The sequence below is a fragment of the Comamonas sp. BIGb0124 genome, assembly GCF_003752175.1.
In the GTDB taxonomy this organism is placed as follows: Bacteria; Pseudomonadota; Gammaproteobacteria; order Burkholderiales; family Burkholderiaceae_C; genus Comamonas_F.
The window spans coordinates 148,111-165,465 of sequence record NZ_RJVF01000001.1; the positions used below are offsets into that span (position 1 = coordinate 148,111).

The 17,355-nt window shown below is 60.3% G+C and carries 14 protein-coding genes and 1 pseudogene; 7 read left to right on the top strand and 8 right to left on the bottom strand.

Annotated elements, in window-relative coordinates:
* Nucleotides 1-6 precede the first annotated feature (6 nt).
* From EC845_RS00665 to EC845_RS00675, 3 genes are all read right to left on the bottom strand, one after another.
* Complete coding sequence (locus EC845_RS00665; RefSeq protein ID WP_123295296.1) at nucleotides 7-510, bottom strand: arsenate reductase ArsC; 504 nt, start codon at nucleotides 508-510, stop codon at nucleotides 7-9.
* A gap of 24 nt (nucleotides 511-534) precedes the next feature.
* Entirely contained in the window at nucleotides 535-855 is a 321-nt protein-coding gene (locus EC845_RS00670; RefSeq protein WP_123295297.1) for a helix-turn-helix transcriptional regulator, read from the bottom strand.
* A gap of 105 nt (nucleotides 856-960) precedes the next feature.
* Complete coding sequence (locus EC845_RS00675) at nucleotides 961-1,263, bottom strand: hypothetical protein (RefSeq protein ID WP_123295298.1); 303 nt, start codon at nucleotides 1,261-1,263, stop codon at nucleotides 961-963.
* Nucleotides 1,264-1,364: 101 nt separating this feature from the next.
* Here EC845_RS00675 and EC845_RS00680 point away from each other — a divergent pair, with 101 nt between their 5' ends.
* Complete coding sequence (locus EC845_RS00680) at nucleotides 1,365-1,874, top strand: integrase core domain-containing protein (protein ID WP_233597885.1); 510 nt, start codon at nucleotides 1,365-1,367, stop codon at nucleotides 1,872-1,874.
* Here EC845_RS00680 and EC845_RS00685 read toward each other — a convergent pair.
* Nucleotides 1,831-2,655: pseudogene (locus EC845_RS00685) on the bottom strand (IS66 family transposase); the annotation flags it as partial. The gene EC845_RS00680 and the pseudogene EC845_RS00685 sit on opposite strands and share 44 nt — an antisense overlap.
* A gap of 191 nt (nucleotides 2,656-2,846) precedes the next feature.
* On the opposite strand from EC845_RS00685, the gene fic reads away from it, so the two are divergent.
* Nucleotides 2,847-3,965, top strand: coding sequence for a protein adenylyltransferase Fic (gene fic, locus EC845_RS00690; RefSeq protein WP_123295299.1), 1,119 nt, complete (start codon nucleotides 2,847-2,849; stop codon nucleotides 3,963-3,965).
* A 148-nt stretch (nucleotides 3,966-4,113) separates the two neighbouring features.
* Here fic and EC845_RS22240 read toward each other — a convergent pair whose 3' ends face one another.
* Entirely contained in the window at nucleotides 4,114-4,287 is a 174-nt protein-coding gene (locus EC845_RS22240; protein ID WP_158615574.1) for a hypothetical protein, read from the bottom strand.
* Nucleotides 4,288-4,372: 85 nt separating this feature from the next.
* Complete coding sequence (locus EC845_RS00695; RefSeq protein ID WP_123295300.1) at nucleotides 4,373-4,831, bottom strand: MEKHLA domain-containing protein; 459 nt, start codon at nucleotides 4,829-4,831, stop codon at nucleotides 4,373-4,375.
* Nucleotides 4,832-5,362: 531 nt separating this feature from the next.
* Here EC845_RS00695 and EC845_RS00700 point away from each other — a divergent pair.
* The 3 genes from EC845_RS00700 to pruA are packed head-to-tail and all read left to right on the top strand — an operon-like array spanning nucleotide 5,363 to nucleotide 11,846.
* Nucleotides 5,363-8,707 carry a molybdopterin-dependent oxidoreductase gene (locus EC845_RS00700; protein ID WP_123295301.1) on the top strand — a complete coding sequence of 1,115 codons (3,345 nt, stop codon included), beginning with the start codon at nucleotides 5,363-5,365 and terminating at the stop codon, nucleotides 8,705-8,707.
* Nucleotides 8,708-8,764: 57 nt separating this feature from the next.
* Nucleotides 8,765-10,219, top strand: coding sequence for a short-chain fatty acid transporter (locus tag EC845_RS00705; RefSeq protein ID WP_123295302.1), 1,455 nt, complete (start codon nucleotides 8,765-8,767; stop codon nucleotides 10,217-10,219).
* Nucleotides 10,220-10,238: 19 nt separating this feature from the next.
* Entirely contained in the window at nucleotides 10,239-11,846 is a 1,608-nt protein-coding gene (pruA, locus tag EC845_RS00710) for an L-glutamate gamma-semialdehyde dehydrogenase (protein ID WP_123295303.1), read from the top strand.
* A gap of 59 nt (nucleotides 11,847-11,905) precedes the next feature.
* On the opposite strand, the gene EC845_RS00715 is transcribed toward pruA, so the two are convergent.
* Entirely contained in the window at nucleotides 11,906-12,568 is a 663-nt protein-coding gene (locus tag EC845_RS00715; protein WP_123295323.1) for a GntR family transcriptional regulator, read from the bottom strand.
* A 136-nt stretch (nucleotides 12,569-12,704) separates the two neighbouring features.
* Between EC845_RS00715 and EC845_RS00720 the strand changes: the two genes are divergently transcribed.
* Nucleotides 12,705-13,646: an ornithine cyclodeaminase family protein gene (locus EC845_RS00720; protein ID WP_123295304.1), complete on the top strand. Its 942-nt coding sequence runs from the start codon at nucleotides 12,705-12,707 to the stop codon at nucleotides 13,644-13,646.
* A gap of 55 nt (nucleotides 13,647-13,701) precedes the next feature.
* On the opposite strand, the gene EC845_RS00725 is transcribed toward EC845_RS00720, so the two are convergent.
* Nucleotides 13,702-14,568, bottom strand: a complete 867-nt coding sequence (locus tag EC845_RS00725; protein WP_123295305.1) for a LysR family transcriptional regulator — start codon at nucleotides 14,566-14,568, stop codon at nucleotides 13,702-13,704.
* Between the two features lie 245 nt (nucleotides 14,569-14,813).
* On the opposite strand from EC845_RS00725, the gene EC845_RS00730 reads away from it, so the two are divergent.
* Nucleotides 14,814-17,117 (top strand): glycoside hydrolase family 3 N-terminal domain-containing protein, encoded by a 2,304-nt coding sequence (locus EC845_RS00730; RefSeq protein WP_123295306.1) that lies wholly within the window; start codon nucleotides 14,814-14,816, stop codon nucleotides 17,115-17,117.
* Nucleotides 17,118-17,355: the final 238 nt, after the last annotated feature.

A 17,355-nucleotide genomic window follows, 5' to 3' on the forward strand; every position in this document is an offset into this window, starting at 1 on the left:
CATTGGTCAGCGGCTTGCGAGGTCGCGGGCGGACTGTTGGAGGGCCAGCTTTTCGATGGCACTGGCGGGCAAGTTGATGAACGCTTCCAACCGCTGACGGATTTCCATCAGCGTCTTGCGGAAAGCTTGATGCCGCGCATCGTCGGTGCCCTCAACCTCTGACGGGTCGGCGTAGCCCCAATGTGCCGTCGCCGGATGGCCCGGCCAGAGCGGGCAGACCTCGCCCGCCGCGTTGTCGCAAACGGTGATGACCAAATCCATGTGCGGCGCGCTCTCCTGACCGTACTCGTCCCACGACTTGCTCCGCAGCCCTTCGGTCGGTACGCCGACGCGCTCCAAGGCGGCCAGGGCCAACGGGTGCGGCTGCTGCTGGTCGCGTGGGCTACTGCCTGCGGAATAGGCGCGGAATCGCCCTTTCCCGAGGTGATTCAGCATGGCCTCGGCCATGATGCTGCGGGCAGAGTTGTGCGTGCACAGAAACAGCACATTGAGGGGTTTTGTGTTTGTCATGGGTGAGGGGTTGAGGTTGGTAATTCAGCAGATGCACGAGGCGGCGTCCACGGCGCACTCCATGCCTTCACAGCAGTTCTCGGTCAAGAAAGCAATGAGCCCGTTGATGGACTCGTAGGCCGCCCGATAAACCAAGTTCCTGCTCGCTCGCTCTTGCGTAACAAGGCCAGCGCGAGAGAGTTCTTTGAGATGGAAGGAAAGCGTCGCGTTCGGCGTGCCGAGCGACTCGCACATAGCCCCCGGCGTCAGCCCCGTTTGACCCGCAACGACAAGGGCGCGGAACACGCGCAAGCGCATCGGGTGGGCCAGCGCTCCAAGGGCGACAACGACTTTTTCTTCATTCATGCGGCGGATATTACCATCTTTCCAGAAACATGGAAATGTCACCAGCACGGGCCGAAAACGGGAGAAAAAAAGTGCCGTCAAAAGCCCCCAGCCGTTGCCTATCGTTCAAGAAAAATCGAGGTCGTAGACCAGCGCAGGGCTATGCAATCGCGCATAAATTCCTGCCTTGAACGCTTCGACGGCGAGGCGGGATACGTGGCCCACCCGGTCCGCACTGGCGTCTGCAAAGTCCTGCGCGGCTGCACGTGCAATCACGCCGACCCTGTGCAAGACGTAGTCAGCGCAAAGCGCGCTCACCATGCGAAGCGTGGTGCCCGGCCGTTTAAGTGTATTGACCCACTGAAAAGCTGCACAGGTCTTAAACTTGAAGAAAGAGACCTGAGCATGAAGAATGAAGAAGAGATCCAACTCGGGTTCAGCAAGGCTTGAAGGACGAAGTCCAGATCAAGGGCTGGCAGGTTCGCAAACGGGCTATTGGCATGCAACCGCGGATCCAGGCTCTGCCCTAAGTGGCCACAGCGCCCAACGAGCGAGGGTCGACCGATCTTTGTCGAATCTGGGCCGGTCGCGACGGCTGGGCCGCGTTGGCGCTGGTGATCGACTGCCATACCCGGGAGTCACTGGGCTGGCACCTCTCGCGCAGCGGCAAGGCGACAACAGCATCGAGCGCATTGGAGCAAGCCTTGATTGCTCGGTTCGGCATGCTCGGGCGTGTGCTGCGGCCGTTCCTTCTGAGGTCTGACAATGGATTGGTGTTCTGCAGCCGGAACTACACGGCGTTGGTCAAGAGTTATGGCCTACAGCAGGAATTCATCACGCCCCATTGCCCTCAGCAAAACGGAATGGTCGAGCGGGTGATCCGAACACTGAAGGAGCAGTGCACGCATCGGCACCGATTCGAAAGTCTCCAGCACGCGAGCCGGGTGATCGGCGACTGGATTGGTTTCTACAACACTCGCCGGCCGCACCAGGCGCTGGCGATGATGACTCCCGCTGAGGCATACGCACTAGCGGCCTGACCTGTGCAGATTCTGCTGGGTCAATACACGAGCCCGCAAACAGCCAATTCGAGCGCCCAAGCGCAACCGGCCGGATCTGGTTCTCGATCCAGTTGTTGTCGATCGGCAGTTGTCCGTCATCCGCAAAGCGAACGAGCGCAGCCCAGCGTTTGAGGCTGTAATCCAGGGCTTTTGCTGTGGCTGAACCCTCCGGCACCTTTTGCCGTGTCAGCACCATCCATTCGTGCAGAGCGTCGAGCACCGGTAATACCTTGGCTTGGCGGATGGCCTGCCGTTGTTGTGCATCCAGCGCCTTGACTTCACGTTCGATGTCGTAGATCTGCCCGATCAGGGCCAGTGCCTGCTCGGCCACCTGGCTCTTGTTGGCCACGTGCAGATCGAAGAACTTGCGTCGCGCATGAGCCCAGCAGCCAACCTCGACGACGTCCGCACCGAACAGGCTTTTGTCGCCCGCAAAGTCATCGCAGACCAGCGCACCCTGCCAGCCTTCGAGGAAGCTTCTGGCATGCGCTCCTGCACGCGATTCGCAGCGGCCCACCCACTGTCCCAGCGTCGAGCGGGGAATGGCCAGGCCCGCCCGGCCAAAGACCTGCTCCTGCCGGTACAGCGGCAGATGGTCCGCATACTTGGCCACGAGCACCTGGGCCAAGAGCCCGGTCGTGGGGATGCCCTTGTCGATGACGTGCGGATCGACGGCCGCTTGCTTGAGGATCTCGCACTTCGTGCAGGCCCATTTGCCGCGGATGTGGCGTTCGACGCTGAACACGCCGGGCGGGTAATTACGGTGCGCTGGAGCGTGGTTTAATGTTCTTCAAATAAGAATTCAGCGACACATTTTCCCTTTCATGTCGTCGAAAACGACTTGAGCTCAATATGTGTCGCCATATCTAAGAAATGAGAACATGTTTCGTTGACCTGTCGTCGTCGGCGACATAAGCTGCCGACCTGTCGATAAAACAAGATTTCTGCATCATGACCGACACCGATCCCGCGTGGCAGCCCGAGCAGCCCCACAACCACTTGCCAGCGCTGCCCCCGGCGCACGAGCTGGAAAGCCGGGCCGTTCTCAAAGCTTGCATTGAGGCCCGCGCCGCACTGGCCGAACTCAAGCAAGCGGCCGAACTCATTCCCAACCAGGCGATGTTGATCAACACCATCCCGCTGCTGGAAGCCAAAGACAGCTCGGAAATCGAGAACATCGTCACCACAACCGACCAGCTGTTCCAGTACGCACAGGGGCACGACAATGCTGACCCCGCCACCAAAGAAGCCCTGCGCTACCGCACCGCGCTGCACCAAGGCTTTGAGTCGCTCAAGGCGCGGCCTCTGTGCACCGGCACCGCCGTGGACGTGTGCCGGACCCTCAAAGGCGTGGACATGGACGTTCGCCGCACCCCGGGCACCCAGCTCGCCAACGACCGCACCGGGGAGGTGGTCTATACCCCACCCGAAGGCGAAGCCCGCTTGCGCGGCATGCTAGCCAACTGGGAGCGCTTTCTGCACAACCAGGCCGAGCTGGACCCTTTGATCCGCATGGCCGTCGGCCACTACCAGTTTGAAGCCATCCACCCGTTCACCGACGGCAATGGCCGCACCGGGCGCGTGCTCAACATCCTCTATCTGATTCAAGAAGAGCTGCTGAACCTGCCCATCCTGTACCTGAGCCGCCATGTGATTGCCCACAAGGCCGACTACTACCGCCTGCTGCTCAGCGTCACCCGCGACGGCGCCTGGGAGCCCTGGCTGATCTTCATGCTGCAGGCCGTGGCCGAAACGTCCAAATGGACCACCGGCAAGATCGCCGCCATCCGCGCGCTGGCCGAGCACACCACCGAACATGTGCGCACGCGCCTGCCCAAGATCTACACCCGCGAACTCGTGGACGTGATCTTTGAGCAGCCCTATTGCCGTATCGGCAACCTTGTGGACAAAGGCATTGCCCAGCGCCAAGCCGCCTCGCGCTACCTGCACGACCTGGCCACTCTGGGCGTGCTGCGCGAAATGCCGTTTGGCAAAGAAAAGCTCTTCATACACCCAAAGCTGATGCAGCTGATCAGCCGCGACAACAACAGCTTTTCCCTTTACGCCTGAGCGAATACCCCGAATACGAACATGAGCAAATTCAACGAACTTATCGCCAACGCACTAGCAGCCTGACCTGTGCAGATTCTGCTGGGTCAATACACTCGTGAGAGCAAAGAGTGGCTGGACATCCACCTGAAGTTGCCCCGGCTGGCGCTTACGGCCCGGTGGCTTCGTCCTTCTTCTTCTTTTCTTTCTCTTTCTTCGCTTGATCGTAATGCCACTTGATGGCGAAGAACATGCACGTGCACAAGACAATGAACTTGAACACACCAAAGACTACAGGAACCCAATCCATCATTTCCTCGAGACGCTGCGTCGGCAGCTTCATTTTTTATTTCTCGACGTATCGTCGAATCTGACGTCGATCCTAACACCTCCATCAAATGGCATGAGGGCGTGCACTCGGTATGCATTCAGATGTCTCGGGTATACGGGATGACCACCGCCTGCCCGTGCAGTCTGCCGTCCGCGTCGAGCAGTTGCCACAGCGTGGCATCCTCGATCATGAAGCGCTGGCCTGACTGGGTGATGCGCACGCCCTTGTAGCCCGCCTCGTAGCCGAGCCGCTGCACACGGGCTAGAAACTGCTGGCGTTCCTCGCGATTCGGGGCCTCGGCCGAGAGCCGGGAAGGCAGTTGTGTGATTTCATCCCAGCTGTATCCAAAGCGCCGCTGCGCGGCCTTGTTGCCGTAGATGAAGAGCGGGTCGGGATCGGTGTTGTGCGCGAGCACCGCGAACGGGGCGCTTTCATAGAGCCATTCGGCAGCCTCCTCGGCGACGGGCATCGCCTGGGGCACCAAGGGCCGACCCAGCAACCGGGCGTAGCTGCCCGCCAACAGCGCGTAGAAAGCGGGATCGCGTGGGTTGCTCATGTGTCCAGTTCCTTGATCAAGGCACCACAGTCGGGCAGATCATCCGATGATCCACCGCGAAACATCCCAGTGATGGCCAACTGGATCCGGCTCGCTCGGGCACCCAGCAATGCCCGTCATTCCAAGAGTTTGGTCATGTCCATCGGCACTGTCTTCAATAACCAAAGCGCCCAGGCCGTACGGCTGAGGCTTGCCAGTCGCTCACTACTTCCAGCAGGAGTCGGCCATAAACACCTCATCCAAACAGACGTGAGGGGCATGCAAGTCAGTTTGTAGTGGCATCGCGCTGCGCGGTAGGAGTCGCCACGCATTAGGTGCGGTCGCTCTACCAACACGACTTGCGCCGAGTGAACATCAAGGTAGCGCGCTACATTTCGGTGCAGTCTCAGCCAAAAAAAGCACCGAGACCCCATCAATACGCACAGAAAACGTGCATTTTTATGGTTTACCCGTGAATAACGCTGCATAGTAGCGCGCTACTATCCTGGCCTACATTTTGCGTAATGTGTCACGCATTACAGAGAGATTGGAATGTTGGTAGCAGGCTATTGCACGTTGTGTCGGTCCCGATGCGGGTCCGTCAATGAAATTCAGGATGGTCGTCTGGTGAAGGTGTCGCCGCTGCAGGGACACCCCACGGGCGGAGCGCTTTGCGCCAAAGGCCGGGCCGCGCCCGAGCTGGTCGCGAGCCCGTTGCGCATCACGCGTCCGCTGCGGCGCACCGCGCCACGCGATGCGGCAGATCCCCGGTGGCAGGAGATCTCGTGGGACGAAGCGCTGGATGAGATCGCCGGACGGCTTCTGGGTGCGAAAGCACAAGGCGGTGCCGAGTCGGTGGCTTTTGCCGTCACCACACCCAGCGGCACGCCCATGGTGGACAGCTTCGAATGGGTCGAGCGGTTCATTCGCGGGTACGGCAGTCCGAATCTGCTTTACGCCGTCGAGATCTGCGGCTGGCACAAGGACTATGCCCACGCGTTGACATTCGGACGGGGAATCGGCGTTCCTGATCTGGAGGCCGCCGAGGTTGTCATCCTGTGGGGCCACAACCCCGCCAGAACCTGGCTCGCCCAGGCGTCGCGCGTGGGCTCTGCACGGCAACGCGGTGCCAAGGTGGTAGTGGTCGATCCCAAACAAGACGGCTCGGGCCAGCAGGCCGATCTGTGGATGCCGGTGCGCCCCGGTGCCGACGGTGCACTCGCCATGGGGGCTATCCGCCACCTGTTGGCCACCGAGAGCTTCGACGCAGACTTTGTTCGCCAGTGGACGAACGCGTCGTTGCTGGTAGATACAGAAACCGGCAAGCTGTTGCGCGCCGACGAGCTGTGGCATACGGGTTCTCCGGCAGCGCATGTCGTGATCGGCGAAACCGGAGATCCGGAGCCGCGTGGAAGCGAAGAACTGGGTGAAGCCGAATCTGCTCAGCTCTTTGCGGAAGGCGAATGCCGCGATGCCCGGGGCCTGCAAAGAAGATACGCCAGTGTGCTGACGCTGCTCAGGCAGCAAGCGGAGGCATACACACCCGGGCATGTGGCGGCAACGACCTGGATCGAACCCGGGCTCGTCGAACAGTTCAACGCCCTGTTCATGCACTCGCCAAAGCTGGCCTATCACGCATGGACAGGCGTAGGCCAGCACACCAACGCGACCCAGACCGAACGCGCCATTGCGACCCTTTACGCGCTCACTGGCGCTTGCGACAAAGAGGGAGGCAATCTATGGACCAGCGCCCCGCCCTACCGGCTCGTCAACGAGTACACAAGCCTCTTGCCGAAGGAACAGCGCGACAAGGCGCTGGGCTTGGCCGAACTGCCGCTGGGCCCGCCACGACTGGGATGGATCACGGCACGCGACCTTTGCAAGGCCGTTTTGGAAGGCCACCCCTACAAGGTCGGCACGCTGATCAGCTTCGGCACCAATCTGCTGGTCACCCAGGCCGACACGGAGCGCAATCGACGGATGCTTCATGCGCTGGATTTCCATGTCCACGCCGACGTGTTCATGAACCCGACTGCCGAGAGCGCGGACATCGTGCTGCCGGCCAACTTGCCGTGGGAGCGCGATGCACTCAAATGCGGCTTTGAAATCTCTCAGGCTGCGGTAGAGCATGTTCAGCTGCGCCAGCGCATGGTGCATCCCCCAGGAGAGGCTCGGGCCGACTACGAGATTGTCATGGCGCTGGCTCAACGCATGGGCATGGCCGACGATTTCTTCGGTGGCGACATCGAGGCCGGCTGGAACTACCAGTTGGAACCGCTGGGCGTGACGGTCAACGATCTTCGGCGCAGACCCGAAGGCATGAATTTTCCTCAACCCACCACCCGTCGCAAGTACGCCGGCCAGAAAGCGGATGGCACTGTCACCGGCTTCGCGACGCCGAGCCGGCGCGTGGAGCTGTATTCCGAAGCGCTGCTGGGCATCGGCCAGTCGCCACTGGCGACTTTCATCGAACCATCCGAGCACCCCCAGACTTCGAGCGACTTCCCGATCGTCCTCACGACGGCCAAGAGCGGGTGGTTCGTGCACTCGTCGCATCGCCACGTGGCATCGCTGCGGCGCAAGGCCCCGTCCCCGCAGGTCCAGATCTCGGCCGAGCATGCGAACGCGATCGGCGCGCACGACGGCGAATGGGTAAAGCTCGTCACGCCTCACGGAGCGGTGCGGATGAAGGCGCAAGTCTCCCCGACCCTGAATGCGAAGGTGGCGATTGCAGACTTCGGTTGGTGGCAGAACTGCGAACCGCTGGGACGCTCATCCACCCGCATTTCGGGGCCATCCAGCTCCAACATCAACAGCGTGCTGAGCGATGCAAGACGAGATCCGATCAGCGGCTCGGTGCCCCTGAGAGCCACGATCTGCCGTGTCGAGGCCGACCCGCAAGCGAACCGAGGGCATTGGCCGGGTACACGTGCGTTTCGCATTTCAGCCAAGCATCGCGTGGCAGAGGACATCGAGCAGTTCGACTTCACGCCAGAGGATGGCCAGGCCCTGCCCTCCTTTCTGCCGGGACAGCATGTGGTCGTGTCCAGTCCGGCCTTGGACGTACGCCGAGCCTATTCGCTGGTCGGCCCCAACTTGAATCCGCAATCGCTGTCTGTCGCGGTTCGCCTTGCCAGAGCGTCGAACCAGCCCGATGGCCGCATGTCCTCGCACCTGCATGGCCTGCCAGTCGGGGCAGCCGTGCAACTGACACAGCCATCGGGCGTGTTCTCGATACCGACCCAGACCGACCGCCCATTGGTCTTCGTGGCGGGAGGGATCGGCATCACGCCGTTCTTGGGACACCTGCGGGCACTCATGCAACTGCGTGATGCGGGGCAACGGACCCCCACCGTGATGCTCGTGTTCTCGGGTCGACGCGGCGCCCCGCACCCCTTCGAGTCCGAGCTCCAGAGGCTGGCACTCGCCATAGGAACGGTCAGCATCGACTGCGTATTCGGACCCGATGCCCCGAGCTTCGACTTTCTCACGGCCGATCTGATGGCCAAGAAGCCGTTGGCCTATCTCTGTGGTTCGCCGGGATTTCTCGATGCCATGCGCGAAGTGCTGCGGCAGGCAGGCATCCCGAACTTCGACATCTTCGACGAGACGTTCTCGGCCGAAGTCGAGATACCCCAGACTCTCGGCCCCCAGAAGGTCTGCATCGCAGAAGCCGACACGTCGTTCGACTGGTCACCCGCCATGGGCACCTTGCTTGATGCGGCCGACCGCGCCGGCGTCGCTCTGCCGAGCGGTTGCCGTGTCGGCCAATGCGAGAGCTGCGTGATGACCCTGGTCGAAGGAAAGGTCGTGCACCTCACCGCTTGGGACGGCCCCTCCGACCGGTGCCTCACCTGCATGTCGGTTCCCCTCACCCCCGTCGTCTTGCGCAGGTAACTGCCGGATACCCATTACCCCAATCCCCCAATCAGCGGCTCTCGACAAGGAAAAGCCATGTCTTCTACCCAAGCTCGGTCAAAACACACCCCCTCGGTGCGACCCCCTCTCATGGAGCGCTTCTCTCAGGCCATCGTGGCCTGGGCAGAGAAGTGGTTCCCCGACGCCTATGTCTTTGTCGTCATCGCCTGCGCGGTGGTCGGCGTGGCTGCGCTCTTGCACAGCGGCAATGCGGTTGCGACCAGCAAGGCCTTCGGCGATGGCTTCTGGAGCCTGATCCCATTCACCATGCAGATGGCCATGGTGGCAGTGACCGGCTATGTGTTGGCCATGTCGCCCCCTATTGCAGCCTTGCTGCGGCGGGTGGCGCAGATCCCGAAAACGTCGAAGGGGGCCATCGTGTTCATCGGTGTTCTCAGCATCCTGCTGTCCCTGGTCAACTGGGGGCTGAGCCTGATCTTCTCGGGTCTGCTGGTCCGCGAGATGGCCCGGCGCAAGTCGCTTGACCTCGACTACCGCGCTGCGGGTGCAGCCGCATACCTCGGCATGGGTTGCGGTTTCACACTGGGCATGAGTTCGTCGGCAGCGCAGTTGCAGGCCACACCGGCCAGCATTCCGGCATCGCTGTTGCCGATCACCGGGGTGATCGGTTTCGACCAGACCATCCTCACCTGGCAGAACCTGGTGGTGATCGTGCTGGTCACGGTGGTCTCCGCCATCATCTGCTATGTCTCGGCGCCAGGACGCGAAGCCACGCGGACCGCCGAAGACCTCGGCGTCGACCTGGAGGCCGACCAGCTCACCGCAGCGAAACGTCAGCGTCCCGGCGACTATCTGGAGTTCAGCCCTATCCTGACCATCGTCGTGGCGCTGCTCGCGATCGGCTGGCTGTGGAATGCATTTCGCAGCGGCAACCCGCTCATCACCCTGTCTCAGCTCAACACGTACAACTTCGTGTTCCTGCTGCTCGGCCTGATTCTTCACTGGCGTCCACGGAGCTTTCTCGAAAGCTTCGTGAAGGCCATGCCGAGCGTGGGAGGCGTGCTGCTGCAGTTCCCCTTCTACGGCGGGATCGGCTACATGCTGACCAAGGTGGTCGATGTTCACGGCGTCACGCTGTCGGACGAAATTGCCCATCTATTCGTCGGGCTGGCCCACGACTCGGGAATCTTCTCGATCCTCGTCGGCGTGTACTCGTCCGTGCTCGGCTTCTTCATTCCGTCCGCGGGTGGAAAGTGGATCATCGAGGCGCCCTACATCATGACCGCTGCGAACCAGTTGCAGGCCCACCTCGGCTGGACGGTGATGGTCTACAACATCTCCGAGACCCTGCCCAACTTCATCAACCCCTTCTGGATGCTGCCCTTGCTCGGCATCCTGAAGTTGAGGTCCAAGGATCTGGTCGGCTACACCGCCGTGCAGTTCCTGATCCACACCCCCATCGTCATCATCGCGGCCGCCTTGTTGATGGCGACCTTCACCTACGCCCCTCCGGTGATGCCGACTCCCTGAATTCCAACTGGACAACGACATGAATCAACAAGCTCCCATCAACGAACCGGTGCTCGCCTACGCACCGAATTCCCCAGAACGCCACGGCATCTTGAATGCACTGGAACAACACGAAGGCCAAGTGCTCGACATCCCGGTGGTGGTTGCAGGCCGGCGCATGAAGGGCATGTCTAGCCAACGACTGACGGCTCCGCATGACCATGCAAGAGCCATTGCCACCGTGCATCAGGCCGGCGTCTCGGATGTGCAGCAGGCCGTCGATGCGGCGGTGGCATCGCAAAACGCCTGGGCGAACATGCCTTTCGAGAGCCGCGCGGCTGTCTTCCTGCGTGCGGCAGACCTGCTGGCAGGCCCCTGGCGTCAAAGGCTCAACGCGGCCACCATGCTGGGCCAGTCGAAGACCGTCTATCAGGCCGAGATCGACTCGGCGTGCGAACTCATCGACTTTCTGCGCTTCAACGTCGCCTTTGCCCGTGATCTGCAAAGCCAGCAGCCGGTTTCCTCGGCGGGCATGCGTAACGCGCTCGAATACCGCCCTCTGGAGGGTTTCGTCTACGCGGTGACGCCATTCAACTTCACCGCAATCGCAGGCAACCTGCCCTGCGCACCGGCACTGCTCGGCAACACGGTCGTCTGGAAACCGGCGTTCACGGCATCGCTGAGCAACTATCTGTTCATGCAACTGCTCGAAGAGGCGGGCCTGCCTCCGGGCGTCATCAACTTCGTGCCGGGTGCACCGGCAACCGTCTCCGAAACGGTCATGGCCTCGCCTCACTTTGCCGGCCTGCACTTCACCGGCTCGACCGAGGTGTTCGATTCGTTGTGGAGGCAAGTCGCCAATCGGTTGCCGCATTACAGAAGCTACCCCCGTCTGGTCGGGGAAACCGGCGGCAAGGACTTCGTGCTGGCCCACCCTTCGGCAAATGCCGAGACCGTGGCCGTTGCCCTCTTGCGAGGTGCCTTCGAGTACCAGGGACAAAAGTGCAGCGCTGCATCACGGGCCTATGTTCCGGCGTCGCTGTGGCCCAAGGTCAAGGACCGCCTGGTCGGCGACCTGACAACCGTCCGCATGGGCGATGTCGCCGATCTGTCCAACTTCATGGGTGCAGTCATCGATCGCAAGGCCTTCGACCGAATCAAGGGCTACATCGCAGGCGCGCAGGCTGCCGGGCACACGGTTGTCACAGGGGGCAGGTGCGATGACAGCCGAGGCTACTTCGTCGAACCGACAGTGATCGAGGTGAACGACCCGCAAGCCCTGACGATGCGGGAAGAGATCTTTGGGCCGGTGCTATCGGTCTACGTCTACGCCGATGCGGAGTGGGAGGACGTGCTGTCCACGGTGGATGGCACCGGCCCGTATGCACTGACGGGCGCGGTGTTCTCACAAGACCGCCAAGCCGTGGAACAGGCAAGTGCGAAACTGCGCTTCAGCGCCGGAAACTTCTACATCAACGACAAGCCGACCGGGGCGGTCGTCGGTCAACAGCCCTTTGGTGGCGGCCGCCGCAGCGGCACGAACGACAAGGCGGGGTCTGTCCTCAACTTGCAGCGCTGGACCTCGCCGCGTACCGTCAAAGAAACCTGGGTACCGGCGACGGACTATCGTTATGCCCACATGAGTTGAACGGCAGACGGGTTCGATGAACCAACGGGCTCCGTCGCAGGAGGGAGCCCTTGGCCTTCTTACACGGTCTGTGCAAGAGCCGAACGAAACAGTGGCTTCCAGCTCAGGATATGACGGCTGATGAGGGGGCCGATGGCTTCGACGTCCTGCCGGATTGCCAGGTCGATGATCTGGTAGTGCTCTTTCACCGATTCATGCTGACGTTGCAGACCCTCCTCCGAGTCGACGCCGAACAATCGCATGTCATCTCTCAATTGCAAGATGAGCTTGGTCTGCAAGGGGTTGCCGACCTCTGCTGCGAGGATCTCGTGGAATGCGCGGTCTCCGGCGATGTATGCCTGGATGTCGCCATCGTCGACCGCCTTCGCCACGACATCGGCCATCGCTCTTGCGGGTCCTGGATCCTTCAATCCCTGCCGGGCCAGCGACTCGATGGCGAACCGCTCGAGCAATTCACGCATCGTGAAGAGGTTGTCGAGTTCTTCGAGCGTCATGGCCTGCACACGGAACCCACGATTGCGCATCGGTGTCAGCAGGCCATTTCGGCACAGTTCGAGGAGCGCCTCACGCACCGGCGTGGTGGACATGCCGAGCGCTGCGGCCAGACTGGGTACCGAGTACACGGTACCCGCAGGAGTCCGTCCCGAAACAATCTCTGAGCGCACACGTTCCACGACCTGCTCACGAAGATTCGCGCCGCGTGCTTCCTGCATCAAATCCATCTTGCCCCTCATCGCTTTTGGATGGGCGGATTCTACGCGACACTCCCGTTGTAGTGCGTGACGCAGCAGCAACCCCGATCGCGTGTGGTCACTCACCAAACCATAGCAATTTCAAAGCCTCTACGGAGACATTTCCATGCTCGATATCAACGCCCAGGCTGCCCGGGCAGCCATGCCTTTCGACCACCTGATTCCAGCGCTGCGAAACCTATTTGCCATCGGCTGCGAAGTACCGCTGCGACATAACCACACCATCCAGAAAGAAGGCCAAGACCATGGCACGGTACTGCTGATGCCTGCGTGGAGTGAGCACTTGGGGTACTTCGGCATCAAGACGGTATCGATTTTTCCCAAGAACAGTGCGCAGGGCCTGCCCGGTCTTTTCTCGACGTACATGCTGCACAGTATGGAGACCGGCGAGCCATTGGCGCTGATCGACGGCAACGAGATCACATCGCGACGTACGGCTGCAGCATCGGCCCTGGCTGCAGACCACCTGTGCCGCAAGGACGCATCGCGCATGCTCTTGATTGGAGCAGGCCGGGTCGCGAGCCTGGTTCCGTATGCTTACCGAAGCGTTCGGAACATCGAAAGCGTGTCCGTCTGGGACATCAACGAGGCGGCCAGTTCACGATTGGTCGAGACCTTGCGGCGCGACGGATTCGATGCCCGGGTCGTCGATACGCTCGATCATGCCGCCTTCGGTGTGGACATCGTCAGTGCGGCGACGCTGTCGACGGAGCCGCTGGTGCTGCGCAAGTACCTGCGGCCGGGCACGCATGTCGACCTGATCGGAAGCTTCACACCCACCATGCGCGAATCCGACGATGGCTGTTTCGACGGCACCTCGGTGTACGTCGATACCGACGAAGCACCGATGAAATCGGGTGATTTGCTTTCACCGATACAGAAGGGCGTACTGCGGCGCGAGCAGATTCGAGCCGACCTGACCAGCCTCTGCCGCGCTGAAAATCCGGGGCGTATTTCCGAAGAGGAAATCACCGTGTTCAAGGCTGTCGGAACGGCGCTGGAAGATCTCGCCGCTGCCGCGATGTGTTATCGGGCCTTGCAATGTTGACCTGGCCCTGAGTGCGCAGGCCTTTTCAGCAAAGGCCGCCCTCCTCGTTCTTCGTTCAAGCGCGAGGCAGAAAATCCAGCAAGCTCTGCAGCACGGGCGACGGCTGCTCCTGTCGATAAAAACAATAGAGATTCATGACATGGCTGGCGTCGGAAAGCCTGCGATAGATCACATTGGGAAATGAGACATTGATCATGGACTCGGGCACGATGCTCACCCCCTGTCCGATCGCGGCCGACATCGCCGCCGTCACCACACTGGTGGTGGGTTCCGAGAGTTTTGGCGTGAATCCAGCCGACTCGCACCAGGCGATGGTTTGGGAAATGGCCATGAAGTCAGATCCGATATTGATGACCTCTTGCGACAGATGCGAAATCGACAAATCCTCGATCTTCGACAGAGGATGATCTTCGTGCATCGCGATGAATAAACTTTCGGCCCCTATTTTCACGACTTCGAAATCATCGGTATTGGCAATGTTTCGCTCGAAGCATACTTCGATCTGTCCTCGCCTCAATGCATTGATTTGATGGTGGGTTTGGCCATAGTTGAGGTTCAGATAGATATCGGGATGCTTTTCCTTGAATTCGAAAAGAATCCGGGTGGTCAGTCCAAAAATGGACGAGCCGTAGACCCCCACCGAAATTTCACCGGTCTTGCCACTCCCGACCAAGCGGGCTCTTTTGGTCGCCTCTTGAACATAGGTCTGAATGTTCTTGGCATCCTTATACAAGGACCGTCCCGCATCCGTCAGTTCCATGCCCGATGTCGTTCTACGAAACAGCACGACGCCTAAATCCCGTTCCAGCATTTGAATATGCCGGCTCAAAGGGGGCTGGCTGATATGTAGTTTGGCGGCGGCCCTGGCGATCTGCCCTTCTTCGGCAACCGTTACAAATGACGCAAGGATTCTATTCTCCATAAGGCTTTCCAAAATCGTAGGGGGCTATACAAAAAAAGCAATCGACCATCGGATGACCGTCAATGAAAATGGGATCAGGCCGTGAAGACCACGCCGGAAGGACTGCAGATACTACGGGTTAATACCTATATCGCACAGTCTTGGGGCGTTCGACATCGCTTTATGGCCCAGTGAAGGCAGCGTAGAGGCATGAGTTCGAAAGAACACATCACTATAGACAAAAATGACCATTAGACGGAGACAAGATGTTTAATAAGTTCGATCAATTCAAGTGGCGACCGCTTTCCGCGACGAGAATGCCGTACTGCGGCACAGTCGCGTTTTCGGCCGTTTTTCTCGCCACGGCCTGCGGTGGCGGCAGTGGCGACGGCAACACGCCGACAACCCCCACCGAGCCGCCCAAACTTGAACAGGTCACCATCAAGGCGCTGGCCAAACCCATCATCACCCTCGATGGCTATCAGTTCAAGGATTTGAATGCCAATGGGCAACTCGATGCCTATGAAGATTGGCGCAGGCCGGTATCCGAGCGTGTTGCAAACCTGGTTTCGCTGATGAGCCTGGAAGAGAAAGCAGGTTTGATGCTGATCAACACCCTGAATGCCGGTGCCGCAGGTGCAATACCGGCCAACGGGGTCGACATGGTGGTGAATCAGAAGATGAATCGGTTCATCTTCAGAAGTGTGGTCACGGCCAATCCGACCAGTTCGCAAGTGACGCCGGAGCAAGCGGCTGTTTTCACCAATGCCGTTCAGAAACTGGGCGAAAGCACGCGTCTCGGCATCCCGATCGTCTTCAAATCCAACGCCAGAAACCATTACGAAAAAGATCCCCGCGTCGGCATCAACGAAGCCGCCGGCGCATTCACCGAGTTCCCGAAAGAAGCCGGCCTGGCTGCCGCAGCCCTGGGCGAGGGATCGATGTCTTCGATCGCCACCTTCGCCGATGTGATGGGTGCGGAATGGAAGTCCATCGGACTGCGCGGCATGTATGGCTACATGGCCGATCTGTCGACCGAACCCCGGTGGTACCGGGTCCACGAGACCTTCACCGAAAATGCGGACCTCAATGCCGACATCATGAGAACGCTGGTGCAGCGGTTGCAAGGCGAGGTGGTGAAGGACGGCACGTCCGTCACGCCCAACTCGGCGGTGGCCTTGACGCTGAAGCACTTCCCGGGCGGCGGCCCTCAAGAGATGGGGCTGGATCCGCACTACTCCCATGGCAAGAACCAGATCTATCCCGGCGGCAACTTCGGGTATCACGTGAAGCCTTTCAGGGCCGCGATCGACGCGGGTGTCTCGGCGGTCATGCCGTATTACGGCGTGCCGATCAACGTCACCTACGAAGGCGTCAAATACGATCAGACCGGCATGGCTTTTTCCAAGCAGATCGTCACGGATCTGCTGCGTGGAAAGCTGGGATTCGGCGGTTACGTCAACTCCGATACCGGGATCATCAATGATCGCGCCTGGGGTCTCGAAAGAAACTCGGTGGCCGAGCGCGTGGCTGCCGCGATCAATGGCGGAACCGAGACTTTGTCCGGGTTCAGTGAAAACAAGACCATTACCGATCTGGTGGCCTCGGGTCTTGTTTCGGAAGCACGGGTCAACGAAGCGGCCTCGCGCCTTCTCAAGGAACAGTTTCAGTTGGGATTGTTTGAAAACCCCTACGTAGAAACGGCCAAGGCCAACGACGCGATCGGAAACGATGTACACCGTGCGACTGGACTGGATATACAGAGAAAATCCATCGTTCTGTTGCAAAACTCCGCCCTCGCTTCCGGCAAGGTGCTGCCTCTGAAGCAGGCCGCCAAGGTCTACACCATGGGGTTGGCAAAATCCGATGTCGAAAAATACGGATACACCGTCACCGATGGCGAAGCCTTGGTGGCCGGCGCAAGACCGAGCGCAGCGGGCCACGACTATGCGGTGATTCGTGTCGAGGTTTCGACCAACAAACTGTTGCCGGGCACGTCGACGCGGGCCACGACCACCTACAAGAGCGATGACGCGGCCACCGGTGGACGAATCAATCCGCTGACCGGCAAGACCTGGGGCTCGAGCGACCGCTGCGTATCGAAATCCGATTACTCGGCCGAAGATGCTCAAAAAGCCTGTCTCGACAATGGCCTCGGCTTCGGCGGCTCATTCCCCTGGGAAAGTGGAATGCTGTCTTTCTCCGAAATGGCGAACTCCGACTCCTGGCTGATCAGCCCCAGCCTGGACCAGATCAAGGATGTCATGGCTGAAGTCGGTGCCGATCGCACGGTGCTTTCGGTGTATTTCCGTCAACCCTATGTGCTCGACGATGCGAGCGGCTTGAAAGCGGCCGGCGCGATCGTGGCGGGTTTCGGTGTCAGCAATACGGCTTTGCTTGACGTGCTGAGCGGAAAGATCCTGGCCGGTGGGCAAACGATCTCGCCCCAAGGCAAGCTGCCGTTCGCACTGGCCAACAACTCGAAAGCCATTGTCGACAATCAGCCCGATGTTCCTGGCTACCCCGAGAAGGACACGCTGTTCCCCTACGGATTCGGCCTTCGCTACTGAGCAGCCGTAAACCCGAAAGAACGAAGCGAGCGGGTCTCGCTTCGTTTCTCGAGGGCTGCAGACATAACCCTCTGATTTTCCCAACCCTTTCAATTTCCCGGAGACATTAGTGAGAAAGAACAAAATCGGTCAGCTATTGAGCATCACGGCACTGGCCAGCATCCTGGCCCTGCAACCCCTGACCGCGCAAGCCCAGAAGATGGTGCTCAAGGCCGCCGACGTTCACCCGGCCGGCTAC